We start from the raw sequence: 24,815 nt of genomic DNA, 5'->3' as shown, positions 1-24,815 counted from the left end.
GGTCAAGAAACCTGTTGACGAGCGAGGAAGGCCAGGCATTCGGCCTCGCGCATCGGCCGGGACAGCCAGTAGCCCTGGATCTCGTCGCAGCGGTGGTCGCGCAGGTAGTCGAGTTGCTCGATCGTCTCCACGCCCTCGGCCACCACCTTCAGTCCGAGCGAGCGGGCCATGCTGATGATGGTCGCGGTGATTGCCTCGTCGTCCGGGTCCGAGGTCAGGTCGCCGACGAACTCCTTGTCGATCTTCAGCGTATCGATCGGCAGCCGCTTGAGATACACCAGGGAGGAGTAACCGGTGCCGAAGTCGTCGATGGCGATCGACACGCCGAACGACTTCAGCTCGCGCAGGGCCCGGATCGCCTGCTCGGCATTGGCCATGACCATGCTTTCGGTGACCTCGAGTTCCAGCTGGGCAGCGGGAGCGCCGGACGCCGCCAGCGCCTCGCTCAGGCTGCTGTCCAGCCGTCCACGCAGGAACTGCAGCATCGAGACGTTGACCGACATCATCAGGTCGCCGTGACCCTGGTCGCGCCAGCGCTGCAGGGTATGCAGGGCCTCGCGCATGACCCATTCGCCGATCGGCAGGATCAGGCCGGTCTCTTCGGCCAGCGGGATGAAGTGGATCGGCGGCACCGGGCCCAGTTCTGGACTCTCCCAGCGCAGCAGCGCCTCGAAACCGGTGATGCGGCGATCGCCGATCGACATCCGCGGCTGGAACACCAGATGGAACTCGTTGCGCTCAAGGGCCCGGCGCAGCGCGCTCAGCATGGCCGTGCGCCGGCGGGTCTCCGAATCCATCAGTTCGCTGTACAGCTGCCAGGTATTGCGGCCGCGGTCCTTGGCCGCGTACATCGCGGTGTCGGCGCACTTCAGCAGGTCGGCCGGGATCTGGGCATGGTCCGGAAACAGGGCGATGCCGATCGAGGGCGAGATGGCGACCTCGCTGCGTCCATCGAGGTCGAGGGGCGCGCTGAACGACTCGAGGATGCGCATCGCCATCTGTTCGGCGGCGGCCGCCTCGTTGATGTCCTCCAGCACCACCGTGAACTCGTCCCCGCCCAGTCGGGCGACGGTGTCGCTCTCGCGCACCGTGCCGAGCAGGCGGGCCGCAGCCGACTTCAGGATGCGGTCGCCGGCCGAATGGCCGAGTGAATCGTTGATGTCCTTGAAGCGGTCCAGATCAAGGAAGAGAACCGCGATGCGCGTCTCGTTGCGCTTGGCCCGGACCACGGCGCGGGCCAGGCGCTCGGCGAGCAGGGTGCGGTTGGGCAGGCCGGTCAGGGTGTCGTAGTTCGCGAGATAGCGCAGCTCCTGCTCGGCCCGCTTCTTGTCGGTGATGTCGGAGAGCACGGCGACGAAGTGGGTGCGCAGGCCCTGGGCATCGCTGACCTCGCTGATCTCCAGCCAGGACAGGAACTCCTCGCCGTTCTTGCGCCGCTGCCAGATCTCTCCGGTCCAGTGTCCGCTGCGCTCCACCCCTTCGCGCAGCCGGCGGTAGAACTCCGGCGGCTGCTGCGAGGAGTCGAGCAGGCCGGCCGACACGCCCTGGACCTCTTCCTCGGCGTAACCGGTGATCCTGGCGAAGGCCGGGTTGACCGAGACGAAGCAGAACTGCAGGTCGACCACCGCCACCGCCTCGCCCATGCTGCGCAGGACCTCGCCGGCAATCCGTCGTTCGCCTTCGGCGGCCCGGCTGGCGGTGATGTCGCGCGCGGTGCCGGCGATGCGCACCGGGCGGCCTTCGGCGTCGCGACCGACGACCTTGCCGCGCGAGCGCACCCAGATCCACTCGCCGCGGGCGTTGCGGATGCGGTGCTCGGACTCGAACGAGGGGCTGCGTCCGGTGATGTGGGCCTGGAGCAGTTCCTGCACACGGGCCAGATCGTCCGGGTGCACCGCGTCGCTGCGCCAGCTGTCGGTGGACAGCTCCTGATGCGAATTGTCGGCGCCGAGCAGCTGGTCTGCGCCCATCCTGAACACCGTGTTGCGCTTGATGTCCCAGTCCCAGAACTCGTCACCCGAGCCCCAGAGGGCGAGCTTGAGGCGTTCCTCGCGCTCCTTCACCTCGGCCAGCAGGTTCAGCTCCTGCTGACGTCGGCGATGCCGGCTGTGCGCGAACAGGGCGAGGGCCAGCACCGCCAGAAGGAGGTAGCCCAGACGGGCCACCTGGCTGTTCCACCATGGCGGGACGATCTCGATCGGAAGGTCCAGCTCGCGCTCGCTCCAGACGCCGTCATGGTTGGTGGCGCGCACGCGCAGCCGGTACAGGCCGGGGTCGAGGTTGGTGTAGGTTGCATCCGGCACCGTGCCGGCGTCGTTCCAGCCGCGGTCGAAACCCTCGAGCCGATACTCGAATCGGTTGCGTCGCGGCGCTGTGTAGTCGAGAGCGGCGAAACGGAAGCGGTAGACGCGCTCGGTCTGGTCCAGGGCAAGAGCGCCGGTGGACAGCAGCGGAGCCTGGTTCTCGGCCGCGCCGCCGACGCGCAGGCCGACCAGGACCACCGGCGGCGAGTAGTCGCTCTGGCGGATCTGTTGCGGGTCGAACACGTTGATCCCGCGGATGCCGCCGAAGGCCAGTCGTCCGTCGCTCAGTCGCAGCAGGGAGGCGCCGTTGAACTCGAGGTCCTGCAGGCCGTCGCTGAGGGTGAACAGGCGGATGCGCCCGGGCTTGGGCTCCAGCCGGATCAGGCCGCGGTTGGTGCTGCCCCACAGGTGGCCCGCCGCGTCCTCCAGCAGCCCGTAGACGGTGTTGGCCGGTAGCCCGTCGGCGGTACCGAAATGCTGGAATCGCGGCCGCTCGACCCGCGGATCGCCGAGGCTGGCGCTGATCCCGCTGTGGGTGGCGATCCAGATCCGGCCGTCGCGGGCTTCCAGTACGCCGCGTACGAGGTTGCCGGCCAGGCCTTGCGGGTCGCCGCTTTCGGCGACGATGCGCCGCCCGACGCCGGTCTCCGGATCGAGCAGGGTGACCCCATTGAGGGTGGAGACCCAGATCAGCCCCTGGCTGTCCTCGTAGACGTGGTTGACCAGGGTGTGCGAGATGCTGGTCGGATCATCCGGATGGTGCTCGAAGGTCTGCCAGCTGCCGTCCGGCCGCCGCCTCAGCACGCCATTGCCATAGGTGCCGAACCAGACGCTGCCGTCGCGGCCGCGCATGGCGTGACGGAGGTTCGTGGCGTCGGTGCCCAGCGCGTTCCCCGTCGGGTAGGCGCGCACCGCGTTGAGGGTGTCCGGATCGAACTCGAAGGCGCCCTGGTCGGTGCTGACCCAGATCCGCCCGGCCTCGCCTGCGGCAAGGCCCAGCACGCGCATGCCGCGACCCCGGATCGCCGCTGGCAGGGCCCGCTGCAGGGCATCGAAATGGTTCTGGAACTCGCCTGTACCGAGATCGACCCGGTGGAACCCGCGGTTCTCGGCGCCCAGCCAGAGGGTCCGGCTGTCCTCCTGGTAGATCGCGCGCACATTGTTGCTGCCGATCGGATCCGGCGCCGGGGCGCTGTCGGTGTAGTAGATGAACCGGGGCTCGTCGGTCGGTGAGGTGGCAAGGCCGTTGGACATGCCGCCGACCCAGAGCAGGCCGCTTTCATCGACCATCAGGGTGGACAGGACCCGCTCCTGCAGGCCGCTCGGCAGTTCAGGCCGGTAGTCGATGCGCAGGGTGGTCCCGCTGTGCGGGTCGTAGCGCAGCAGGCCCCCGTCGAGCAGGGCAAGCCAGAGACGACCCTGCGGGTCGCCGGCGATTCGCCAGGTGGCATCCACCGGCATGCCGGCGCTGTCATGAACCTGCTCGATGCGGCCGCCGTCACCGATGCGCCACAGACCGTCGAGCCGGCCGATCCACAGCTGGCCGGCGGCGTCGCGGAACGTGCCGTAGGCCGGGGTGTCCGCGCCGACGCGCTGGTAGGTACGACTGCGTGGATCAATGCGGAACAGGCCACCGTCGGTGGCCGCCCAGAGCATGCCGCCCGCGTCGAACTGGAAGTCGATGGAGCGCGGCATGCCGGCGCGGTTGATCCGGGGGGCATCGCTCAGCCGCAGCACTTCGCGGCGCTCGCCCGTGCCCGGGTCGAAATGCTCGATGCCGGCGCCGGTGCCCAGCCAGAGTCCACCATCGCCGGCGATGCGGATGGCGGAGATCGTGTTGCGCCGGGCGTCGTCGACGGCAGTCAACGACTCGAAGCGGTCGATGCGCCGCGTGGCAAGATCGAGTCTGGCGAGAAAGCTGCTGTTGGTACCGATCCAGAGTTCGCCCTCGCCGCCGACGGCCAATGCGGTGATGAAGCTCTCCGGCAGGGTGCTGGGGTCGTTGGGCTCGTGCTGGAACAGCTCGAACTGGTAGCCGTCGAAGCGGTGCAGTCCACCCTGGGTGGCAACCCAGATGAAGCCGGACGGGTCCTGGACGACAGCGTGGATGGTGTTCTGGGCCAGCCCTTCGTTGCTGCTGATCGAGCGGAACACCTGATCGCGCCGGGCGGCGCCGGCGGCCAGCGCCAGCAGCAGGCAGGCCAGGCCGGCCATCTGGCAGATCCGGAGCACGGCGTGGCGCGACGAGGAATGGCCCACTGGCACTGACTCTGCTCCTGGCAAAGGACTCCTCCGCCCGCGACCCGGGTCGGCCACGGCCTCTGGCCAGGCATCCCGCTTGCCGGCAGTGTAGGGGAGCCAGCAAGCGTCAACCAGCCGGCGTGGCTCCCGCGGTACCATGGCCGCTGCCAGCCGGAGTCTCCTGTGACCGATATCGACCTGCCGCGCTACGCCGACGTGGCGCAGACGGTGCAACGCCTCAATCTGAGCGTCGACCCCTCGGAGCTGCATGGCTCACTGTGCGGCTTCCTTTGCGGCGGCGGCGCCGCCACACCGCGCGACTGGTTGCGCCAGCTCGCCATCGATGCGCCCGCGGAGGACGCCGAGGCGCAGCTGTCCGCACTCTTCGATGCGAGCTGCGCCCAGCTGGCCGATCCGCAGATGAGCCTGCAGCTGCTGCTTCCCGAAGAAGGCGCGGCGCTCGGCGAGCGCGCCGATGCGCTGATCGCCTGGGCCCGCGGCTTCCTCGGCGGATTCGGGCTGGCCGGCGGCAGCCAGGCCACCCTCTCCGAGGAGGCCGCCGAGGCACTCCAGGACCTGTCATCGATCGCCGGTGCCGAGCTGAGCTACGAGGATCCGGACAGTGACGAGGAGTCGCTGATGGAGATCTCCGAGTTCATCCGCGTCGCCGCCCTGCTGCTGCAGGGCGAGCGGCAGCCGCCGCCCCATCCCTCCCGCCTGCACTGATCCGGACAGTTTCGTTGCGATGTTCAAGCCTTCCGAGTACGCCCGCCGCCGCCGCCAGCTGATGCGTCTGGCCGGCGATGACAGCATCCTCATCGTGCCCGCCGCCCCCGAGCGGATTCGTAGCAACGACAGCCACCACCCCTACCGGCAGAGCAGCGACCTGCTGTACCTCAGCGGCTTTGCGGAGCCCGAGGCGGTGCTCGTGCTGGTGCCGGGGCGACGCGCTGGCGAGGTCCTGTTGTTCTGCCGCGAGCGCGACGCCGAGCGCGAAGCCTGGGACGGTCGGCGCCTGGGGCCGGAGGCCGCGGTCGAGGCCCTGGGCCTTGATGATGCCTACGATGTCGCCGACATCGACGACATCCTTCCCGGCCTGATCGAGGGCCGCAACCGGGTCTACTACCAGTTCGGCCGCGACCAGGAGTTCGACCTCAGGATCCTTGCCTGGGTGAACCGGGTGCGCGAGCAGGTCCGCCTTGGCGCCCACCCGCCGCACGAGTTCCTCCAGCTTGGCCACCTGCTCCACGAGTTGCGCCTGTTCAAGAGCCGCGAGGAGCTCAAGCTGATGCGCCGCTCGGCGACCATCGCCGCCGAAGCCCATTGCGCGGCCATGCGTGCCGTGCGGCCCGGCCTGCACGAGTACACCATCGAGGCCGAGCTGCTCTACCACTTCCGCCGCCACGGCGCGGTGCCGGCCTACGAAAGCATCGTCGGCGCCGGCGCCAATGCCTGTGTCCTGCACTACCGGGAGAACGCCGCACCGCTGTGCGAGGGCGACCTGCTCCTGGTTGATGCCGGCGCCGAGCTGCAGGGCTATGCCTCGGACATCACCCGCACCTTCCCGGTCGACGGCCGCTACACGCCGGCGCAGCGCGCCGTCTACGAGCTCGTGCTGCAGGCCCAGGAGGCGGCGATCGCCGCGGTGCGGCCGGGCAACCATTGGGATGCGCCGCACGAAGCCGCCGTCGAGGTGCTGGCCGAGGGCATGCTTCGTCTGGGCCTGCTCAAGGGCGCGCTGGAGAAGGTGCTCGAGAGCGGCGCCTACAAGCGCTTCTACATGCATCGCACCGGCCACTGGATCGGCCTCGACGTTCACGACGTGGGTGACTACCGCATCGACGGCGAGCCCAGGCTGCTGGAGCCGGGCATGGTGCTGACCGTCGAACCAGGCTGCTACATCGCCCCGGACAGCAAGGGCGTTGCCGCCCGATGGCGAGGAATCGGCGTGCGCATCGAGGATGATGTCGTGGTCACCACTACGGGCTGCGAGGTGTTGACCCAAGGCGTACCCAAGGACCCCGAAGCCATCGAGGCGCTGATCGCCGAGGGTCGGAAGCAGGCGGCCTGAATCAGGTCGGCCGGCCAGGCTTCAGCCTCCCGCTGCTATTGCTAGGCGCCCCCTTCACCGAAAGTTCCGCCGAGAATCCAGACATGACCCAGACCGCTACCGGCACCTTCACCGTCGAGATGACTCCGCAACCCGATGCCGATGTGGTCGACGGGGTGACCCTCGGGCGGATGGCCCTGTCCAAGCAGTTCAGCGGCGATTTTTCCGGGACCGGCAAGGGCCAGATGCTGACCGCGATGACCGCCGAGGACGGTTCGGCCGGCTACGTCGCCATCGAGCGGCTCACGGGCAGCCTGCATGGACATCGCGGTGGATTCGTCCTGCAGCACCGGGGCACCATGGACCGGGGCGCCCGCTCACTTTCCATCCGCATCGTGCCCGACTCCGGGACCGGTGAACTGGCCGGGATCACCGGCAGCTTCGAGCTGGACATCCGCGAGGGCGTCCACCACTACACGCTTCACTATCGGCTGCCCGGGCATTGATCCAGGGCTCCCCGCCCGCGCACGCCCCCGGTCCATGCGCGCGCTGATCTTCGGCAATTCCGGCTCCGGCAAGTCGACCTGGGCGCGCCAGCTGGCCGCGGCCCACGACCTTGAGCACCTCGACCTCGACAGCCTCTACTGGCAGCAGCCCCAACCTGCCGATGGCCCCTGTCCGCGGCCGTTCGCCAAGGTGGCGGCCGACCTCGACGCCTTCCGGGCGGCTCACCCGCGCTGGGTAGTCGAGGGTTGCTACAGCGACTGCATCGCCCATCTCGCCCCGCACTGCAGCAGCCTGCAGTTCCTCAACCCGGGCGAGGCGGCCTGCCTGGCCCACGCCGCTGCCCGCCCCTGGGAGCCGCACAAGTACGCCGACCCGGCCGCCCAGCAGGCCAATCTCGACATGCTCCGGGCCTGGATCTCCGACTACTACCGGCGCCCCGCTCCCTGGTCCCTGGCCGAGCATCGGGTCCTGTTCGACGGCTTCGAGGGAAACAAGCTGGAATGGGGCGCTTCCGACGAGCAGCCGCTGCCGTATTACGTGGCGATGAGCGAGCGTCTGGTCCTGCAGCCCCTGACGGCGCGCGACGCGGCATTCCTGGTCGCGCTGCTCAACACGCCCGGGTTCCTCGTCCATATCGCTGATCGCGGCGTTCGCACGCTGGAGCAGGCGTTGGACTACCTGCGCCAGGGGCCGCAGCGCAGCTACGCCGAACAGGGATTCGGGCTGTGGCGGATCGGCCGCCGCGGCGATGATGCGCCGCTCGGCATCGCCGGCCTGCTCAAGCGCGACTTCCTCGAGACCGTCGATCTCGGCTACGCCCTGCTGCCCGAGCACGAAGGGCGGGGCTACGCCGGCGAGGCCGCGCGGCTCTGCCTGAAGCTGGCCCACGAGAAGCACGGCATGCGCCGGGTACTGGCGATCGTCAATGCCGACAATGCGCCTTCGATCAGCCTGCTGCGACGGCTCGGCTTCGTCGATGCCGGCGCGATCCGGCCGCCCGGATCCGAGAAGCCGCTGCGCCGCTACGCCCGCGACCTGCCCGGTCCCGCCTGACCCGCGTCGCCGGCGATCCCAGGCCTGAGGTCGATGGCGATCAGAGGGCGCGAAGTTCGCATTCGCCCTGGTCCACCGAATGGGCTCTTTACTCTGTGGGAGTGCCCTTGACTCTGTGGGAGTGCCCTTGGGCGCGACCGCGGAGATCCGCTCTGGCCACGGTCTGTGGTGAATCCGTAGCTCTGCGGTCGCGCCCAAGGACGCTTCTACGGTCGGGCTTCGTTGGGCGTCAGCGAAGCTCCATAGGGTGTGCCTTGAGCGCACCGATACGGGCGTTCGGACGGTACGCCCGGTGCGGCCAGCCGCACCCTATGAAAGGCTTCTTCGCGCCCGTTCATTACCCGCCGTTCCCTCAGGAAGGGCGCCTTGCGATCGGCGCGGGCGCCGGGCTGCACCGCGGGGGAGGGTAAGCTGGGGCTGACGTGCCCGGCCGCGCTGCGGCCACCGGCCCCTTGCACAAGGAGACTCCCATGGCTCGACGCATCAAATGGATCACCCTCGGTGTTCTGGTCGTCCTCGCCCTGATCGTGCTGGCACAGAACAGCGATCCGGTCGTGCTCGCGGTGCTCTGGATGTCGCTCGAACTGCCGCTGTTCCTGGCGCTGGTCGCTGCGCTGCTCACCGGCATGCTGTTGGCCGGCCTGATCGCCGCCCTGGTCGTCCGCCGCCGTCGCCTCGGCTGAACCCCACCCGCCTTGACCCCCTGCGCGGGGCTGTCCATGCTGCCGCGCGTGCCCTTGCAGGAGATCTGGCGTGAGTGAACCGCTGTTGCCCTTGGCCCTGCTGGTCCTGGGCTTCCTTTGCCAGTGGATGGCCTGGCGCGTGCGCCTGCCGGCGATCCTGTTCCTGCTGCTGACCGGCATCGTGCTCGGTCCGGCCACCGGTCTTTTCGACCCGGACGCCCTGTTCGGCGACCTGCTGTTCCCGCTGGTCTCGCTGGGCGTTGCGGTGATCCTGTTCGAGGGCAGCCTCGGCCTGCGCTGGTCGGAACTGCGCGGCGTCGCCCCCGCGGTGTTCAATCTGGTGTCCTTCGGCGCACTGATCAGTGTCGGTGTGCTGGCCGCCGCCGCTCACTACCTGGTCGGGCTGTCCTGGGAGTTGGCCCTGCTGTTCGGCGCCCTGACCTGCGTCACCGGGCCGACCGTGGTCTCGCCGATGCTGCGCGCGGTCAGGCCGAACGCGCGGATTGCCAATGTGCTGCGCTGGGAGGGCATCGTCATCGACCCGATCGGCGCCCTGTTCGCGGTGCTGGTCTTCGCCTGGATCTCGCTCGGGCTCGAGGCCGACACCTTCGGCAGCGCGCTGGCCGCCTTCGGCTGGACCACGGCCGTCGGCACCGGCTTCGGCGTGATCGGGGCGATCCTGCTCGGCGGCCTGCTGCGCCGGCAGTGGATTCCCGAGTACCTGCAGAACTACGCCGCCCTGGTCATGGTGCTTTCGGTGTTCTCGCTGTCGAACATGGTCTCGCACGAGTCCGGCCTGCTGGCGGTCACGATCATGGGCATGTGGCTTGGCAACCGCGCCGACCTGCACATGGACGACATCCTCGATTTCAAGGAGCACCTGTCGACCCTGCTGATCTCCCTGTTGTTCATAGTCCTGGCGGCACGGCTTGAGTGGCCCTCGCTCGAACTGGCGCTGGGCGGCCTGACCCTGCTCGGCGTCGCCGTGCTGGTGGCGCGTCCGCTGTCGGTGATGTTTTCGACCCTGGGCAGCAGCCTCAACTGGCGCGAGCGCGCGCTGATCGGCTGGATCGCTCCGCGCGGCATCGTCGCCGCCGCGGTCTCCGCGCTGTTCGCGCTGAAGCTGGAAGATGCCGGCGTACCCGGCGCCGAGCAGATCGTCCCGCTGACCTTCATGCTGATCATCGGCACGGTGGTGCTGCAAAGCGCCACCTCGCGCAAGCTGGCGGCGATGCTCGGTGTCTCCGAGCCGGACAGCCGCGGCGTGCTGATCGTGGGCGCCGGCCGTGTCTCCCGTGCCCTGGCGCGCGCGCTGCATCAGCACAAGTTCGAGGTGCTGGTCGCGGACGATGACTGGATGGCCATCCGCGCGGCGCGCATGGACGGCCTTCGGACCTACTTCGGCAATCCGGTGTCCGAACATGCGGATGTGCATCTGGACCTGACCGGCATCGGTACCCTGATCGCCATTTCCGCACGCCGCGAGATCAATACCCTGGCCTGCGTGCGCTTCGAGCCGGAGTTCGGCAAGGAGCACATTTTCCGGCTGCGCATCCTGGCCCCCGGGGAGGCACCCAAGCAATCGATCTCCGGCGCCCTGCGCGGGCGCCCGCTGTTCGGCGAGGGCGTGACCCAGCGCATGGTTGAGGAGATGCTCGACAACGGTGCCGCAATCAAGAGCACCAAGCTCAGCGAGAACTTCGGCTGGAAGGACTACCGCGAGAAGCACGGCCAAGCCGCGATGCTGCTGTTCGCCATCGATGAGCGCGGCTTCCTGCGGCCGGCCCACGAGACCCGCGAGTGGCAGCCCAAGGCTGGCTGGACGGTGATCACCCTGATTCCGAAGGCCGCCCCGGTGGCCGAGCCCAGCGCAGCTCCGGGAGACTACGGCGAGCCGGCGCCGCTGCCCGACGCCGACGGGCCGACCCCCTCTCCAGGCAGCGCTTGAGCGGCCTGCCGGCCGCGCGCTCCGCCGCCGACGGCGGCGCGCCGCACTACCGCTGGGGTGGGGTCTGCGAGGGCTGGCGGCTGCTCGACGGCGAGGACCTCTCGGTGATCGAGGAAGCCGTCCCGCCGGGCGCCGGCGAGCGTCGCCATCTTCATGCCCGGGCCCGCCAGTGCTTCTACGTGCTCAGCGGCTGCGCGCTGATCGAGTTCGACGACGGCGCCGTCGAGCTGGTGGCCGGCCAGTCCCTGGAGGTGCCTCCCGGCATCGCCCATCGCTTCCACAATCCCGGCGACCTGCCGGTGCGCTTTCTTGTGATCTCGGCGCCGGCCACCCGCGGCGACCGCGAGGACCTGTGAGCCGCGGCGACTTGGGGCGCGCCGCGGCGGCGCCTACACTGCGGCCGGTTCCCACGCCCGACCCCAGATGAGCCCTGCCAGCGCCCTGCTTTTCGATCTCGGCAATACCCGCATCAAGGCGGCGCTGGGCGTTGGCGACCGGCTGCAGGGCCAGGCTGCCTTCGCGTTCGCCGACGCCGACTGCTGGGAGCGGGTCGGAGACTGGCTGGATGCACACGCCGGGCGGGCCGCTGCGGCCCGCCTTGCCTGCGTCACCCGCCCGGCCCGCCGGACCCGACTGCGCGGCCTGCTGCGACAGCGCGGGCTGGCCGTGCACGAAGCCGGTCCGCCCGCCAGCGACGACCTGCTGCAGCTGGCCTATCCGAAGCCCGAGCGGATGGGCGTCGATCGCTGGCTGGCCCTGCGGGCACTGCGCCGGCGGCTGGACGGAGGTTTCGTGCTGGCCTGCTGCGGCTCGGCGCTGACCGTGGATACCGTATCGGCAAGCGGTCGCCACCTCGGCGGGGTGATTGCCCCGGCGCCGGAGCGAGCGCTGGAGGCCCTGCGCCGTCGCGCCCGTCATCTGCCCGAGCCCGACGGCCCGGTGACCCCGTTCGCGATCGATACCGGCAGCGCGCTTCGCTCGGGGGCCCTGCTCGCTGCCCAGGGCCTGATCGAGCACGTGCTGCACGCCGCCGAGACCGAGCTTGGCGCGCCGCTGCGCCTGGTCCTTGCGGGCGGAGGCGCGGCGGCCCTGCTGCCAGGCCTGCAGGCGCGGGCGAGCCTTCGCGAGCATGCCGTGCTGGAGGGGTTGGCCGACTGGGCCGCGGGGCAGCTCCTGCCCGGACCCGCCTGAACATCTGGCTGCGGCGCCCGCGCCGGGTCGCTACACTGCAGGCCCCTTCGAGGTAGTGGCGGATGTTCGCGCGGATCGTCGTCCTGGTCCTGCTGGTGATGAACCTGGGCGTCGGCCTGTGGTGGTGGCTGCGTCCGCAGCCCGCCGAGCCGGTGGTCGCGGCCAGCGAACCCGGTGTGCCGGCCCTGCAGCTGCTCAGTGAGCAGGTCGTGGCCAGCGCGGTGCCTGCCGAGGCCGAGCCGGTGGGACCTCCCCAGCCTCTGGCCGAGCCGGAGGCCCGCGACTGCCTTGAGCTCGGGCCCTGGGTTACCCAGGTCGACGTGCGCCGGGCGATGAACGTGCTGACCCCCGCGGTCAACCGGATCCAGTTTCGCGAGACCCGCGAGGTCATCCGCCGTGGTTATCGGGTGTTCCTGGCCTCGCCGGGCAGCCGCGAGCAGGCGCTCGCGATTGCCCGGGAGCTTTCCGCCCGAGGCCTGTCGGACTACTACGTGGTAACTGCCGGTGACGACCAGAACAGCGTCTCGCTCGGTCTGTTCCGCGACCAGAACAACGCCAACGCCCGCCTCCGCCAGGTCCGCGCCCAGGGTTTCGACGCCCAGCTCGAGCCGCGCAACGACGAACTGCCGCAGTACTGGGTCGACATCGATGTCGACCGTGGCGTCGACTGGCGCGCCCTGCTTGGCCGCCAGGGCGACATCGGCACCCGCGAGATCGCCTGCGAGCTGGGCGAGGCGGCCGTGGCCGACTGAGGCGTCGCGACGATCGGGCTCGTGGGTGAAGCGGGACGCGCCAGCCCCTACAATGGCCGGCCACGCCGGCATAGCTCAGCTGGTAGAGCAACCGCCTTGTAAGCGGTAGGTCGTCCGTTCGAATCGGACTGTCGGCACCATTCCGGCCGCGCGGGTCCTGCCCGTGCGCGCCCTGCAGCAAGGAGCCCCTCCATGTCCAAAGCCGTCTCTCTGATCGGCGTGCCCACCGACATCGGTGCCGGGCACCGCGGTGCCTCGATGGGTCCGGAAGCGCTGCGTGTCGCGGGGCTGGGGGAGGCATTGAAGGCGCGCGGCGTCGACGTCCTCGATCGCGGCAACCTCGCCGGCCCCTACAACCCCTGGCTGCCCCCGACCGAGGGCTACCGGCACCTGAACGAGGTGGTCGCCTGGAACGTCGCCCTGCGCGACGCCGTGGCCGCTGAACTCGAGGGCGGCCGGCTGCCCATCGTGCTGGGTGGCGACCACTGCCTGGCCATCGGGTCGATCACCGCGGTGGCCGCGCACACGCGAAAGACCGGCCGAAAGCTGCGCATCATCTGGCTCGATGCGCACGCCGACTTCAACACCAGCGCCATCACGCCCACCGGGAACGTGCACGGCATGCCGGTGTCCTGCCTGTGCGGCATCGGCCCGGCGCCGCTGGTCGAGATCGGCGACCGCAAGCCGGTGATCGATCCCTCGGTGGTGCGGCAGATCGGCATCCGCTCGGTGGACGAGGGCGAGCGCCGGCTGGTCCATGACGTCGGGCTCGACATCTACGACATGCGCTACATCGACGAGGTCGGCATGCGCCGGGTCATGGAGGAGGCGCTGGAAGGCGTCGACGCCGATACCCACCTGCACGTCAGCTTCGACGTCGACTTCCTCGACCCGTCGATCGCCCCGGGCGTCGGCACCACGGTCAAGGGCGGGCCGACCTATCGCGAGGCGCAGCTGGTGATGGAAATGATCGCCGACACCGGACGCATGGCCTCGCTGGACATCGTCGAGCTGAACCCGGCCTTCGACAAGCGCAACCAGACCGCGAGGCTGGCCGTCGACCTGGTCGAGAGCCTGTTCGGCAAGTCCACCCTGATGCGCGCCTGAGCCGGCGCCAGGGAACACGGAGTTCCATCATGAAACGCGTCCTCGGCAGCGCGCTGCTGGTCCTCGTCATCCTGGCGCTTGCCGGCTGCAACACCCTGCAGGGCGCGGGCAAGGATATCCAGAAGGCGGGCGAGGCCATCGAGCGCGCCGCCAAGGGCAACAAGAAGTAGACCGTCGTCCGTCCCGGACCGGGCAAGGAAGCATCCATGCAGCGCGTACTCACCGGCATCACCACTACCGGCACCCCGCATCTCGGCAACTACGTCGGCGCGATCCGCCCGGCGATCCAGGCCAGCCGGCAGCCGCAGGTCGACAGCTTCCTGTTCCTTGCCGACTACCACGCCCTGGTCAAGTGCGATGACCCTGCGCGCGTTGCCCGCTCGCGGCTGGAGATCGCCGCCACCTGGCTCGCCGCGGGGCTCGACCCGCAGCGCGCGGTGTTCTACCGGCAGTCCGATATTCCCGAGATTCCCGAACTGGCCTGGCTGCTGTCCTGCGTGTCGGCCAAGGGACTGCTCAACCGTGCCCACGCCTACAAGGCCGCCGTCGACGCCAATGTTGCCGCCGCCGAGGACCCGGACGCCGGCATCAGCATGGGCCTGTACGGCTACCCGGTGCTGATGGCCGCCGACATCCTGATCTTCAACGCGCACAAGGTGCCGGTCGGCCGCGACCAGGTGCAGCACATCGAGATGGCCCGCGACTTCGCCCAGCGCTTCAACCACCTGTTCGGTCGCGGCGAGGCCCTGTTCGAGCTGCCCGAGGCGGTGATCGAGGAGCAGGTCGCGACCCTGCCCGGGCTCGACGGGCGCAAGATGTCGAAGAGCTACGACAACACCGTGCCGCTGTTTGCCGGCGGTGCGAAGGCGACCCTTGAGGCCATCAAGCGCATCGTCACCGATTCGCGCGCCCCGGGGGAGCCCAAGCAGCCGGAGGGCACCGCCCTGCAACTGATCTTCGAGGCCTTCGCCAGCCCAGCCGAGGCCGCCGGCTTTGCCACGGCCCTGCGCGAGGGTCTTGGCTGGGGCGAGGCCAAGCAGCGTCTCGCGGCGCGCATCGAGGACGATCTTGCCCCGATGCGCGAGCGCTATGCCGAGCTGATCGCCCGCCCGGATGACATCGAGGACATCCTGCAGGCCGGTGCCCGCAGGGCGCGGACGGTGGCCACGCCTTTCATGGCCAGGCTGCGCGAGGCGGTCGGTCTGGGTCGTCTTGGCAGCGCTGCCCGCAGCGCGGCGCCGGCGGCGACCGGCAAGGCGGCCCTGCCGCAGTTCAAGCAGTACCGCGAGCAGGATGGTCGCTTCTACTTCAAGCTGCTGGACGCCGAGGGCCGCCTGCTGGCGCAGAGCGATGCCTACCCGCAGCCGCGCGAGGCCGGTCAGGCCGTCGCCGCGCTCAAGGCCGACCCGGAGGCCAGGCTGCCCGACGGGCTGAGGCTTGGCGAGGGCATCGACGAGGCCGCGCTCCGCGCCGCGCTGCGCCAGCTCGCAGGCTGAGCCGGCACCGCCGGGCACTGCACGGCGCCGGTTAACCGGCGGGCGAGGTTTGACCTGTCGAGCCGATAAGCGCCTGACATGCCAGACGTTTGCGCCGGGCGGCCGGGCTTTTTGCCTCCCCCGTCCGCTTGAACTGTGGCATGCTCCGCGCTCGGGACTCCGGGGCCTTCCGCCCCGGCCCACCCGGGCCCGGAGGGCAGGCATGCAGGACCAGGCGCCGATCAGGGAACGCGAGCGACCAGCGGAGGCCTCGGGCGAGGCCGCCGCCCTGTCGGGCCTGCGCCACCTGCACGACGTCCACGCGGCGCTGCTCGGCGAGATCTCCGATGCGGTCATCCTGTGCAGCGCCGACGGTCGGGTGCAGCGGCTCAACCCGGCCGCCGAGAAGCTGCTCGGCGACGGGGCCCGACAGGCGCTTGGCCAGACACTGGACAAGGTCCTGAATCTGGTGGATGCCGAGGGCGCGCCGCTGCGCCTGGACCCGACCCTCCCGTACCGCTCGGATCCCCCCGCCACCTCCGGCGCGCCACGCCTGCGCTGCCCCGATGGGCGGTTGCGCGACATTTCGCTCACCCTGCTGCCGCTCAGGGACGGTGGCCATCTGCACGCCAGCCTGCTGGTCATCCGCGATGTCAGCGAGGCGCAGCGCGCCAGCCGCCAGTTGCAGCACGAGGCCGAGCACGATGCGTTGACCGGCCTGGCCAACCGCCGGGCCCTGCTGCGTCGGTTGCGCGATCTGATGGCCGGCGATACCGCCGGGCCGCATGCGGTCCTGTTCGTCGATCTCGACCACTTCAAGGCGGTCAACGATCACGCTGGGCACGCCGCCGGCGATGAGCTGCTGAGGGAGCTGTCCGCGCGACTGCGCCCGCTGGTGCGCCGCGGCGACCTGCTGGTCCGCTTCGGTGGCGACGAGTTCGTGCTGCTGCTGCCGGAATGTGGCATGGAGGTGGCCGAGCGCATCGCCGAATCGCTGCGGCAGACCGTCGACGCGCTGGATTTCCATTGGCAGGGGCAGTCCTACCGGGTCACTGCCAGCGTCGGCGCCCTGGACTTCTTCAGCGACGAGATGGACGCCGAGCAGCTGCTCGCCGAGGTCGATGCCGCCTGCTACGCGGCCAAGCGCGGCGGGCGCAACCGGGTCTCGACAGTCAGCGCGGCGGCTGCCGATGCGGCCGTCCATGCCGGGCTCGACGAGCTGCGCGACCTGCTGCAGGCCGCGACCGCCTCCGGCGCGCTCGCGTTGGACGCCCAACGTCTGCTGCCCTCGCGGGGCAACGAGGCCGGGCCGCTCGAGCTGCTGCTTCGTCTCCCCTGCGGACAGGACGGCGGGCAGCGTCTGCGTGCCGCGCAGGTGCTCGGCATGGCGGCCCAGTTGCGCCTCGTGCCGCGGATCGACAGCTGGGTGCTCGACCGCGCATGGGCCCTGCTGGATAGGCACCCGGGGCTGCGCCTGCAGCTCAATCTGGGCGAGCAGACGCTGCGTTCCTCCGACTATTCACAGGCGCTTCTGGCGCGGCTGGAGTCCGATCCGACCCGCGCCGCTCGACTGCTGTTCGAGATCGGGGAGGACGTGCTGGTCGGCGGCTATCCTCACAGCTTCGAGTTTGCACGACAGATCCACCGGAGCGGCGCGCGAATCGGCGTCGATCGCTTTCGCGGCGGTGTGGCGGCGATCGAAGGGCTGCGCCGACTGCCACTGAGCCAGCTCAAGCTTGACGCACGGATGGTCCGCGCCGGCGCAGCCGACCTGATCGATCGGGCGATGGTGGAGTCCGCCGTGAGGCTGGCCGAGGCGCTGGGCGCCGACAGCGTGGCCTGCGGCATCGAGAGCCCAGCCGATGCCGACTGGCTGGCCGCCGCCGGCGTGCGCTGGCTGCAGGGCCACCACCTGCACATCCCCGAACCGCTCGAGGCCCTGCTTGCGCAGGGCCCGGCGCTCAGTGCCGGAAGTGGCGGACCCCGGTAAACACCATCGCCATGCCGTGCTCGTCGGCCGCGGCGATCACCTCGGCATCGCGCATCGAGCCACCCGGCTGGATCACCGCGCTGATCCCCGCCTGCGCCGCCGCATCGATCCCGTCACGGAAGGGAAAGAAGGCATCCGAGGCCAGCACTGCCCCGGCGACCTCAAGCCCGGCCTCCTCGGCCTTTAGGGCGGCGATCCTGGCGCTGACCACGCGGCTCATCTGGCCGGCGCCGATGCCGACGGTCTGTGCATCGCGGGCGTAGACGATCGCGTTCGACTTCACCTGCATGGCGACCTTCCAGGCGAACAGCAGATCGGCCAGCTGGGCCTCGCTGGGCGCCTTGGCGCTGACCACCTTGAGCTCGGGCAGCCCGAGACGGTCGATATCGCGGTCCTGCACCAGCAGGCCGCCATCGATGCGCTGCAGGTGCAGGCCCGCGCGCTGCGTCTCCAGCCCGCCGCACTCCAGCACCCGGACGTTGGGCTTGCGCGCGAACACCGGCAGGGCCTCGGCATCGATCGCCGGCGCCAGCACCACCTCGACGAACTGCTGGTCGATGATCGCCTTCGCGGTTGCCGCGTCCAGCGTGCGGTTGAAGGCGATGATGCCGCCGAAGGCCGAGGTCGGATCGGTGGCGTAGGCGCGCTGGTAGGCGCGGCCGATGTCGGCATCCACGGCAACGCCGCAAGGGTTGGCATGCTTGACGATGACGCAGGCCGGCCGATCGAACTGGCGCACGCAGGACAGCGCGGCGTCGGCGTCGGCGAGGTTGTTGTAGGACAGCTCCTTGCCCTGAAGGAAGCGGGCGCCGGCGACGGTGCCGCTGAGGTCGCCGGCCTCCACGAACAGCGCGCCGCGCTGGTGCGGATTCTCGCCGTAGCGCAGCGCCGAGCGCAGGCTGAAGCTGGCGTGGAAGCTTTGCGGCCAGACGGCAGGCTGCCCGGCGTCCTCGGCACGCGCCGACAGCCACATCGCGATCTGGCCGTCGTACTGCGCGGTGTGGGCGTAGGCCTTGGCCGCAAAGCGCCGGCGCTGGGCCGCGCTGGTGCCGCCTGCGACCAGGGCCTCGCCCAGTTCGACGTAGTCGGCCGGGTCGACCACCACGGTCACCCGCTCATGGTTCTTGGCCGCCGCCCGCAGCATCGCCGGGCCGCCGATATCGATGTTTTCGACGCCGTCCGCGTAGCTGCAGTCCGGCTTCGCGACCGTTGCGGAGAAGGGGTAGAGGTTCACGACAAGCAGGTCGATGGGGGCGATGCCGTGCTCGGCCATGACCTCGGCATCCAGTGCCTCGCGACCGAGCAGGCCGCCGTGCACCTTCGGGTGCAGAGTCTTGACCCGGCCGTCCATGATCTCGGGAAATCCGGTCAGCTCGCTTACGTCGCGCACCGTCAGCCCCGCCTCGCGCAGCGCCCGCGCCGTGCCACCGGTGGAGAGCAGCTCCACCCCTGCCGCGCGCAGCGCCGTGGCCAGCGGAAGCAGCCCGTCCTTGTCCGAGACCGAGAGCAGGGCGCGGCGGATGGGCTGGCGGTCGGCGGTCATGGCGGGAGTCCTTGGCAGCGGGGCCGCGGATTATAGCGGCCATGCCAAAGTCGGCCGTACACCATGGTCCGGTTCGGGCGCGAAGAAGACCTTCCACAACACCCGAATGTAGGAGCCAGCTTGCTGGCGATCGTCCCATCCGGGGCGACTATCGCCAGCAAGCTGGCTCCTACAGCGGGACCGGGGCGAATGCGAACTTCGCGCCCATTCCGCACCCCGATGCGCGGGGGGCGTCAGTCGAGTCCGAGGTCGCGCAGTCGCTTGCGCAGGGTGGCGCGGTTGATGCCGAGGGCAGCAGCGGCGCGGGTCTGGTTGCCTTCGTAGTGGTTCATGACCTCGCGGAACAGCGGCTCCTCGACTTCCCTCAGCACGAACGCGCGCAGGTCACCGTCCACGGTTTCCCCGAGGTCGGACAGGTAGCGTTGGACAGCGTGGGCAACATGCTCGCGCAGCGGCGAGGATGCCGCGGAAGAGGAATTTCTGGGTCGCATCGGGAAGCTTTGTGTTCGGTGAGCCACCGCGCACTGGCGGAGGGGCAGTGTAGACCCGCCACGTCTCATTGGCGAGTGCAAATCAGGGGATTCCCGATGCGCGGCGGGCGATCGGATCAGTGGAAGGCGAACTCGAAGGCCAGGGCCTGGCTGCCGGGGTCGGCAATTTCCAGCCGCAGGCTCGTGGTCTGTCCCGGCGCCAGCTGCCGGGTGTCGCCGACATGGTACTCCGAGGGCTGGAATCGGCGCATTGCGACCACCTGGCCGTCGATGTCGGCCAGGGTCAGTTCGACCATCGGCAGCGGCTGCGCCCAGCGTGCGTTGTTGCGCAGGCTCGCGGTCACCAGCAGACCGCCCTCCTCGCTTGGATGCGGGCCCACCTCGCGGCTCAGCAGCTGCAGCGCGGCGCTGTCCTTCCACGGCGGCAGCGAGCAGCCCAGCGCGCCGCAGAGGGTCTCGTAGGCCGCCCGCCATTCGGGGTCGGTGGCCAGCCGGTGTCGCTCGGCAAGAAGGATCTGCAGGACCAGGACCACCGCCAACACCGTCGCCCCGATCCACCACAGTCCGGCAGTGCCGAGCCGCGGCCCAAAGCGCTGGGCGAAGCGGGGTACGCTCGCATCCTCACCATCGGCGGCGGCCGCGGCGAACAGCTCGCCCTGGCGTTCGGCGAGCTCAGGATCGAGGATCGGCGCTTCGGCCTCGGGCGGTCCGTGGCGCAGGCGCTCGAGCGCATCGAACTCGCGCGAGCAGACTCCGCAGCGCACCCGCCCGCCGGAAGGCAGGAACTGTTCGGCCTCGACCGGATAGACCGTGGCGCAGTGCGGGCACTGGGTCAGCATGGCGGCAAGTGTAGCGGCCGGCTCAGCGACGGCGGGCGCTGATCCGCACCCAGTCTTCCTGGCGGGCAACCGCGAAGTCCTCGAACCATGGCGCAAAGCGCTCGAGAAGCGCCTCGTGCTGGCCGTGGAGGATGCCCGACATCGCCAGTCGTCCGCCTGCCTCGCAGCGTGCGGCAATCACCTCGGCCAGGGTATCGAGGGTGCCGGCGAGGATGTTCGCCACCACGACCGGGTAGCTGCGGTCGGGCGCCGACTCCGGATCGAACAGCGCCAGTCGATCGGCGACGCCGTTGCGATCCGCATTGTCCTGGCTGGCCGCCAGGGCCTGCGGATCGTTGTCGATGCCGTCGGCACGCGCCGCGCCCAGCTTCAGCGCCGCGATGGCAAGGACCCCCGAGCCACAGCCGAAGTCGAGTACATGCGTATCGGCGAGCGCCTGCTCCTGCAGCCATTGCAGGCACAGCGCGGTGGTCGGATGGGTGCCGCTGCCGAAGGCGAGCCCCGGGTCGAGACGCAGCACCACGGCTCCCGCGGCCAGCCCTTCCGGTTCGATGTTCCAGGGGTAGATCCAAAGCCGCTCACCGAACTGCATCGGCTGGTACTGGTCGAGCCAGGCCCGCTCCCAGTCCTGGTCGGCGACCTCGCGCCAGCAGGCCGAGGACAGGTCGAGGTCGGCATCGAAGGCTTCCAGCGCCAACAGAATGGCTTCGCGGTCGCACTGGTGGTCGAACAGGGCGTTAAGGGTGATCTCGGCCCAGAGAGGCGTCTCGCCGACGCCGGGTTCGAGGATGGCGCGCTCGTTCGGCGTCTCGGCGTCAGCGTCGAGCAGGGTGACGGCCAGCGCGCCGACGTCCTCCAGTGCGTGCTCGTAGCGGTGCTGCTCGGCCTCGCGGCAGCGCAGGGTCAGTTCGAGGTGGGGCATGGTTACAGGTTGCTCGGGGAGGTGGGCATTGGTTGCCAAGACCGGTCGATCGACAGGATTCTGAAAGAGACCGCGGGGGCGGTTGCGGCAAGCCGACTAGGTTCGGCCATCCAGGCCTCACCAAGTCGGCTCCGGGGCTGCGCATCCTGCTTCGCCCGTGAATCGAGACGCGAGCTGCCACCGGCAGCTCGCAAGCGTCTCGATTCACCCAAGATCGATACCGCGCTCCTTCTGCTCCTTCAGCCGCTTCTCGAGGTAGTGGATGTTCATCCCGCCCTGCTGGAAGCCGACGTCGGCCATGATCCGCTGCTGCAGCGGAATATTGGTCTTGATCCCGTCGACGACCATCTCGGAGAGCGCAACGCGCATGCGGGCGATGGCCTGGGCGCGGTCGGCGCCGTGGACGATCAGCTTGCCGATCATCGAGTCGTAGTTGGCCGGGACGCGATAGCCTTCGTAGATATGCGAGTCGACCCGCACGCCCGGGCCGCCGGCGGCGTGGAAGTGCTTGATCAGGCCGGGGCAGGGCATGAAGCTGTCCGGGTCCTCGGCATTGATGCGGCATTCGATGGCGTGGCCGCGCAGGACCACGTCGCTCTGTTTGATCGACAGCTTGTTGCCGGCGGCGATCAGCAGCTGCTCACGGACCAGATCGATGCCGGTGACCAGCTCGGTGACCGGGTGCTCGACCTGGATGCGCGTGTTCATCTCGATGAAGTAGAAGCGGCCGTCCTCGTAGAGGAACTCGAAGGTGCCGGCGCCGCGGTAGCCGATGCGAAGGCAGGCCTCGACGCAGACCTTGCCGATCTCGGCGCGCTGCTCGGCGGTCAGGCCGGGGGCCGGGGACTCCTCGACCACCTTCTGGTGCCGGCGCTGCATCGAGCAGTCGCGCTCGCCGAGGTGGATCGCATTGCCCTGGCCATCGGCCAGCACCTGGATCTCGACGTGGCGCGGGTTCTCGAGGAACTTCTCCATGTAGACCATGGCATTGCCGAACGCGGCCTTGGCCTCGCTCTGCGTCGTGGTGATCGCGCTGTGCAGGTGGCCCTCGGTGCGGACCACGCGCATGCCGCGGCCGCCGCCGCCGCCGGCGGCCTTGATGATCACCGGATAGCCGATCTCGCGGGCGATGCGCAGGTTCTCCGCGGCGTCCTCGCCGAGCGGTCCTCCCGAGCCCGGCACGCAGGGCACGCCCGCGGCCTTCATCGCCTTGATCGCCTCGACCTTGTCGCCCATCAGACGGATGGTGTCGGCCTTGGGGCCGATGAAGATGAAGCCGGACTTCTCCACCCGTTCGGCGAAGTCGGCGTTCTCGGAGAGAAAGCCGTAACCGGGATGGATAGCCTGCGCATCGGTCACCTCGGCTGCGGCGATGATCGCCGGGATGTCGAGGTAGCTCTGCGCCGAAGGCGGTGGACCGATACACACCGATTCATCGGCCATGGCCACGTGCTTGAGGTTGCGGTCGACCGTGCTGTGCACGGCCACGGTCTTGATGCCCAGCGCATGGCAGGCGCGCAGGATGCGCAGGGCGATTTCGCCGCGGTTGGCGATGACGACTTTGTCTAGCATTGCAAGGGCCTAGTAGTCAGGGCTCAGGGCTCAGAAAAGCCGGAGCGCGAGCTCTTCTGAGCCCTGAGCCCTGGCACCTGAGCCCTCGGCATCAGCCGATCACAAACATCGGCTCGTCGAACTCCACCGGCTGGCCGTTCTCGACCAGGATGGCGACGACGGTGCCGGATACGTCGGCTTCGATCGGATTGAACATCTTCATCGCCTCGATGATGCCGAGGGTCTCGCCGGCCTTGACGCTCTGGCCGACCTTCACGAAGGCGGGGGACTCGGGATTGGGCGAGGCGTAGTAGGTGCCGACCATCGGCGAGCGGACGACGTGGCCCTCGGGCAGGCCGCTGCCCGCGCTCGGCGCGCGGCCGCCGGTGGCGGCTTCGGTGGGCGAGGTCATGCCCTGGGCCGGGCGCGGCGCCTCGTGGTGCGCAGCGGCTGGCGGAGCGGCGACGTAGTGGGTCACCGGGGCTTGGGCCATGGCCCGGGAAAGGCGAACCGATTCCTCGCCCTCGCGGATTTCAATCTCGGTCAGGTTCGAGTCTTCCAGCAGGTCGATGAGCTTCTTGATCTTGCGAAGGTCCATGGGCATCTCGTGGGCAGATCCGGTGGGGTCCCGGTGGGATGGGTGGAAAGGGTCAGGCGGCCGCCGCGTCCAGCCGGCTGATCGCCGCAGCCAGCGCCAGCCGGTAGCTGTCGACGCCCAGGCCGCAGATCACCCCGACCGCGAGGTCGGAGAGATACGAGTGGCGGCGGAACGGCTCGCGGGCGTGGACGTTGGACAGGTGCAGCTCGATGAAGGGGATGCGGACGCCGGCCAGCGCGTCGCGCAGGGCGATGCTGGTGTGGGTGAAAGCGCCGGGGTTGATCAGGATGAACCCGGTGCCGTCCGCGCGGGCGGCGTGGATGCGCTCGACCAGCACGTGCTCGGCATTGCTCTGCAGCGACTCCAGCGCGTGGCCAGCCGCCTTCGCGGCCTCGACGAGGCCGGCATCGATATCGGCCAGCGTGGCTCGCCCGTAGACCTCGGGCTCACGCTCACCAAGCAGATTGAGATTGGGCCCGTGCAGGACCAGTATCCGTGACATCGCTTCCCCTCCCGGAAGGCGCGCCAGTGTCGGACAAGCGTGCGTTCCTGTCCAGTTGGCCGATGTTCGCCGGAATTTGCTGGCAAGCATCCGTGAAGGCTGTCAAGCTTCCACAGCCTCGGCGGGATCCTTCCGCCCGAAGAGAGATCCCGTGAGCAGCCCCCTCCTGCCGCCCCCGCGCGGCCTCGCCCTGTGGGCGTTTGCCGGCATGACCCTGATCTGGGGCAGCACCTGGTACGCCATCCATGAACAGCTCAACGGCACGCCGAAGTTCGTCTCGGTGGCGCTGCGCTTCGCCCTGGCCGCCGCGGCCCTGGCCGCCTGGATGCTGGTCACCCGTCGGCCGCTGGGGATTCCGCGCCGTCTGTGGCCGCTGATCCTCGTCCAGGGCCTGTGCGTGTGCGGCATCAACTACCTGTTCGCCTACAGCGCCACCGCCTATATCGCCTCGGGCCTGGTCGCCCTGGTGTTCGCCTTCAACGTGGTGGTCTCGCTGCTGCTGGAGCCGCTGCTGCTCGGCCGGCGTTCGCCGCCCCGGCTGTGGCTGGCGGCGGCCTTGGGCGTGGCCGGCCTGGCCCTGGTCCTGCTGCCGGTGCAGACCGGCGCGGCACCGCCGCAGCGCCTGCTCGGCGTCGGCCTGGCCCTCGGTGGAGCGATCTGTGTAGGCCTGGGCAACGTGCTGTCCAGCCGGCTGATCAGCGGCGGCGCCTCGCTGTTCGCGATGAACTTCTGGGGCTTCATGGTCGGCGCCGTGCTGGCCGTGCTGGCCGCGCTGCTAAGCGGCGAGGGCTGGCAGATCGTCTGGACCCCGGCCTACGCGCTGAGCCTGGTGTACCTGTCGGTGATCGGCTCGATCCTGGCCTTCGCGCTGTATCTCAACGTGGTCCGCGAGCTGGGCCCGGTGCGCGCCGGTTACAGCGCCGTGCTGACCCCGGTCATTGCCCTGCTGCTCTCGGGCCTGCTTGAAGGCCTGCTGATCACGCCCTTCCTGGTCGGCGGCCTGGTCCTGGTCCTGCTTGGGAATGTGCTGGTGCTGCGCCAGCGGGCGCAGCGGCTGGCCCGATAGTCG

22 protein-coding genes and 1 tRNA gene are annotated in these 24,815 nt (G+C 69.7%); 15 read left to right on the top strand and 8 right to left on the bottom strand.

The features are described 5' to 3' along the window. Positions 1-2 precede the first annotated feature (2 nt). Positions 3-4,517 carry an EAL domain-containing protein gene (locus tag M0G41_RS00975; RefSeq protein ID WP_248204278.1) on the bottom strand — a complete coding sequence of 1,505 codons (4,515 nt, stop codon included), beginning with the start codon at positions 4,515-4,517 and terminating at the stop codon, positions 3-5. Between the two features lie 210 nt (positions 4,518-4,727). Here M0G41_RS00975 and M0G41_RS00970 point away from each other — a divergent pair, with 210 nt between their 5' ends. From M0G41_RS00970 to M0G41_RS00905, 14 genes are all read left to right on the top strand, one after another. Continuing rightward, on the top strand, positions 4,728-5,270 hold the full coding sequence (locus M0G41_RS00970; RefSeq protein ID WP_248204277.1) for a UPF0149 family protein: 543 nt from the start codon (positions 4,728-4,730) through the stop codon (positions 5,268-5,270). Between the two features lie 19 nt (positions 5,271-5,289). Then, positions 5,290-6,615, top strand: coding sequence for a Xaa-Pro aminopeptidase (gene pepP / locus M0G41_RS00965; protein ID WP_248204276.1), 1,326 nt, complete (start codon positions 5,290-5,292; stop codon positions 6,613-6,615). An 83-nt stretch (positions 6,616-6,698) separates the two neighbouring features. After that, positions 6,699-7,100 (top strand): DUF3224 domain-containing protein, encoded by a 402-nt coding sequence (locus tag M0G41_RS00960; protein WP_248204275.1) that lies wholly within the window; start codon positions 6,699-6,701, stop codon positions 7,098-7,100. A gap of 34 nt (positions 7,101-7,134) precedes the next feature. Continuing rightward, entirely contained in the window at positions 7,135-8,154 is a 1,020-nt protein-coding gene (locus M0G41_RS00955; protein ID WP_248204274.1) for a GNAT family N-acetyltransferase, read from the top strand. Positions 8,155-8,624: 470 nt separating this feature from the next. After that, positions 8,625-8,837, top strand: coding sequence for a lipopolysaccharide assembly protein LapA domain-containing protein (locus tag M0G41_RS00950; RefSeq protein WP_248204273.1), 213 nt, complete (start codon positions 8,625-8,627; stop codon positions 8,835-8,837). A gap of 70 nt (positions 8,838-8,907) precedes the next feature. Further along, positions 8,908-10,785 (top strand): cation:proton antiporter, encoded by a 1,878-nt coding sequence (locus tag M0G41_RS00945; protein WP_343226456.1) that lies wholly within the window; start codon positions 8,908-8,910, stop codon positions 10,783-10,785. Next, positions 10,782-11,141: a cupin domain-containing protein gene (locus tag M0G41_RS00940; protein WP_248204272.1), complete on the top strand. Its 360-nt coding sequence runs from the start codon at positions 10,782-10,784 to the stop codon at positions 11,139-11,141. The genes M0G41_RS00945 and M0G41_RS00940 overlap by 4 nt, the downstream gene beginning before the upstream one ends. A gap of 67 nt (positions 11,142-11,208) precedes the next feature. After that, entirely contained in the window at positions 11,209-11,976 is a 768-nt protein-coding gene (locus M0G41_RS00935) for a type III pantothenate kinase (protein ID WP_248204271.1), read from the top strand. A 62-nt stretch (positions 11,977-12,038) separates the two neighbouring features. Further along, positions 12,039-12,728 (top strand): SPOR domain-containing protein, encoded by a 690-nt coding sequence (locus M0G41_RS00930; RefSeq protein WP_248204270.1) that lies wholly within the window; start codon positions 12,039-12,041, stop codon positions 12,726-12,728. A gap of 64 nt (positions 12,729-12,792) precedes the next feature. Next, positions 12,793-12,868 (top strand) — tRNA-Thr (locus M0G41_RS00925). Between the two features lie 52 nt (positions 12,869-12,920). Next, positions 12,921-13,835, top strand: coding sequence for an arginase (gene rocF / locus M0G41_RS00920; protein WP_248204269.1), 915 nt, complete (start codon positions 12,921-12,923; stop codon positions 13,833-13,835). A 29-nt stretch (positions 13,836-13,864) separates the two neighbouring features. Beyond that, on the top strand, positions 13,865-14,005 hold the full coding sequence (locus M0G41_RS00915) for an entericidin A/B family lipoprotein (protein WP_248204268.1): 141 nt from the start codon (positions 13,865-13,867) through the stop codon (positions 14,003-14,005). A gap of 36 nt (positions 14,006-14,041) precedes the next feature. Then, positions 14,042-15,331, top strand: coding sequence for a tryptophan--tRNA ligase (locus M0G41_RS00910; protein ID WP_248204267.1), 1,290 nt, complete (start codon positions 14,042-14,044; stop codon positions 15,329-15,331). 202 nt (positions 15,332-15,533) lie between these two features. Then, positions 15,534-17,300: a diguanylate cyclase domain-containing protein gene (locus tag M0G41_RS00905; RefSeq protein WP_248204266.1), complete on the top strand. Its 1,767-nt coding sequence runs from the start codon at positions 15,534-15,536 to the stop codon at positions 17,298-17,300. On the opposite strand, the gene purH is transcribed toward M0G41_RS00905, so the two are convergent. From purH to aroQ, 7 genes are all read right to left on the bottom strand, one after another. Then, a complete protein-coding gene (gene purH, locus M0G41_RS00900; protein WP_248204265.1) occupies positions 17,272-18,843 on the bottom strand; it encodes a bifunctional phosphoribosylaminoimidazolecarboxamide formyltransferase/IMP cyclohydrolase in 1,572 nt (523 codons plus the stop codon). The two genes, M0G41_RS00905 and purH, sit on opposite strands and share 29 nt — an antisense overlap. Positions 18,844-19,076: 233 nt before the next feature. Next, positions 19,077-19,334, bottom strand: coding sequence for a helix-turn-helix domain-containing protein (locus M0G41_RS00895; protein WP_248204264.1), 258 nt, complete (start codon positions 19,332-19,334; stop codon positions 19,077-19,079). 116 nt (positions 19,335-19,450) lie between these two features. Further along, on the bottom strand, positions 19,451-20,173 hold the full coding sequence (locus M0G41_RS00890) for a zinc-ribbon and DUF3426 domain-containing protein (protein WP_248204263.1): 723 nt from the start codon (positions 20,171-20,173) through the stop codon (positions 19,451-19,453). 22 nt (positions 20,174-20,195) lie between these two features. After that, the gene (gene prmA, locus M0G41_RS00885) at positions 20,196-21,095 is read right to left on the bottom strand and encodes a 50S ribosomal protein L11 methyltransferase (RefSeq protein WP_248204262.1); all 900 of its coding nucleotides are present in this window, start codon (positions 21,093-21,095) and stop codon (positions 20,196-20,198) included. Positions 21,096-21,299: 204 nt separating this feature from the next. Next, entirely contained in the window at positions 21,300-22,667 is a 1,368-nt protein-coding gene (gene accC, locus M0G41_RS00880; RefSeq protein WP_248204260.1) for an acetyl-CoA carboxylase biotin carboxylase subunit, read from the bottom strand. A 91-nt stretch (positions 22,668-22,758) separates the two neighbouring features. After that, complete coding sequence (accB, locus tag M0G41_RS00875; RefSeq protein WP_248204258.1) at positions 22,759-23,244, bottom strand: acetyl-CoA carboxylase biotin carboxyl carrier protein; 486 nt, start codon at positions 23,242-23,244, stop codon at positions 22,759-22,761. Positions 23,245-23,296: 52 nt separating this feature from the next. After that, entirely contained in the window at positions 23,297-23,746 is a 450-nt protein-coding gene (aroQ, locus tag M0G41_RS00870; protein WP_248204256.1) for a type II 3-dehydroquinate dehydratase, read from the bottom strand. A gap of 151 nt (positions 23,747-23,897) precedes the next feature. Between aroQ and M0G41_RS00865 the strand changes: the two genes are divergently transcribed. Then, entirely contained in the window at positions 23,898-24,812 is a 915-nt protein-coding gene (locus M0G41_RS00865) for a DMT family transporter (protein WP_248204254.1), read from the top strand. Positions 24,813-24,815: the final 3 nt, after the last annotated feature.

It is taken from the genome of Pseudomarimonas salicorniae (assembly GCF_023156535.1).
In the GTDB taxonomy this organism is placed as follows: Bacteria; Pseudomonadota; Gammaproteobacteria; order Xanthomonadales; family Xanthomonadaceae; genus Pseudomarimonas; species Pseudomarimonas salicorniae.
This window is presented reverse-complemented; position numbering and strand designations above follow the sequence as displayed.

Bases quoted from the DNA above. Each gene is read 5' to 3' on its own strand.
- M0G41_RS00895 (WP_248204264.1), bottom strand. From the start codon at position 19,334: ATGCGACCCAGAAATTCCTCTTCCGCGGCATCCTCGCCGCTGCGCGAG.
- aroQ (WP_248204256.1), bottom strand. From the start codon at position 23,746: ATGTCACGGATACTGGTCCTGCACGGGCCCAATCTCAATCTGCTTGGT.
- purH (WP_248204265.1), bottom strand. From the start codon at position 18,843: ATGACCGCCGACCGCCAGCCCATCCGCCGCGCCCTGCTCTCGGTCTCG.
- M0G41_RS00890 (WP_248204263.1), bottom strand. From the start codon at position 20,173: ATGCTGACCCAGTGCCCGCACTGCGCCACGGTCTATCCGGTCGAGGCC.
- prmA (WP_248204262.1), bottom strand. From the start codon at position 21,095: ATGCCCCACCTCGAACTGACCCTGCGCTGCCGCGAGGCCGAGCAGCAC.
- pepP (WP_248204276.1), top strand. From the start codon at position 5,290: ATGTTCAAGCCTTCCGAGTACGCCCGCCGCCGCCGCCAGCTGATGCGT.
- M0G41_RS00915 (WP_248204268.1), top strand. From the start codon at position 13,865: ATGAAACGCGTCCTCGGCAGCGCGCTGCTGGTCCTCGTCATCCTGGCG.
- accC (WP_248204260.1), bottom strand. From the start codon at position 22,667: ATGCTAGACAAAGTCGTCATCGCCAACCGCGGCGAAATCGCCCTGCGC.
- M0G41_RS00905 (WP_248204266.1), top strand. From the start codon at position 15,534: ATGCAGGACCAGGCGCCGATCAGGGAACGCGAGCGACCAGCGGAGGCC.
- M0G41_RS00960 (WP_248204275.1), top strand. From the start codon at position 6,699: ATGACCCAGACCGCTACCGGCACCTTCACCGTCGAGATGACTCCGCAA.
- M0G41_RS00930 (WP_248204270.1), top strand. From the start codon at position 12,039: ATGTTCGCGCGGATCGTCGTCCTGGTCCTGCTGGTGATGAACCTGGGC.
- M0G41_RS00975 (WP_248204278.1), bottom strand. From the start codon at position 4,517: ATGGCCGGCCTGGCCTGCCTGCTGCTGGCGCTGGCCGCCGGCGCCGCC.
- M0G41_RS00910 (WP_248204267.1), top strand. From the start codon at position 14,042: ATGCAGCGCGTACTCACCGGCATCACCACTACCGGCACCCCGCATCTC.
- M0G41_RS00935 (WP_248204271.1), top strand. From the start codon at position 11,209: ATGAGCCCTGCCAGCGCCCTGCTTTTCGATCTCGGCAATACCCGCATC.
- M0G41_RS00955 (WP_248204274.1), top strand. From the start codon at position 7,135: ATGCGCGCGCTGATCTTCGGCAATTCCGGCTCCGGCAAGTCGACCTGG.
- M0G41_RS00950 (WP_248204273.1), top strand. From the start codon at position 8,625: ATGGCTCGACGCATCAAATGGATCACCCTCGGTGTTCTGGTCGTCCTC.
- accB (WP_248204258.1), bottom strand. From the start codon at position 23,244: ATGGACCTTCGCAAGATCAAGAAGCTCATCGACCTGCTGGAAGACTCG.
- rocF (WP_248204269.1), top strand. From the start codon at position 12,921: ATGTCCAAAGCCGTCTCTCTGATCGGCGTGCCCACCGACATCGGTGCC.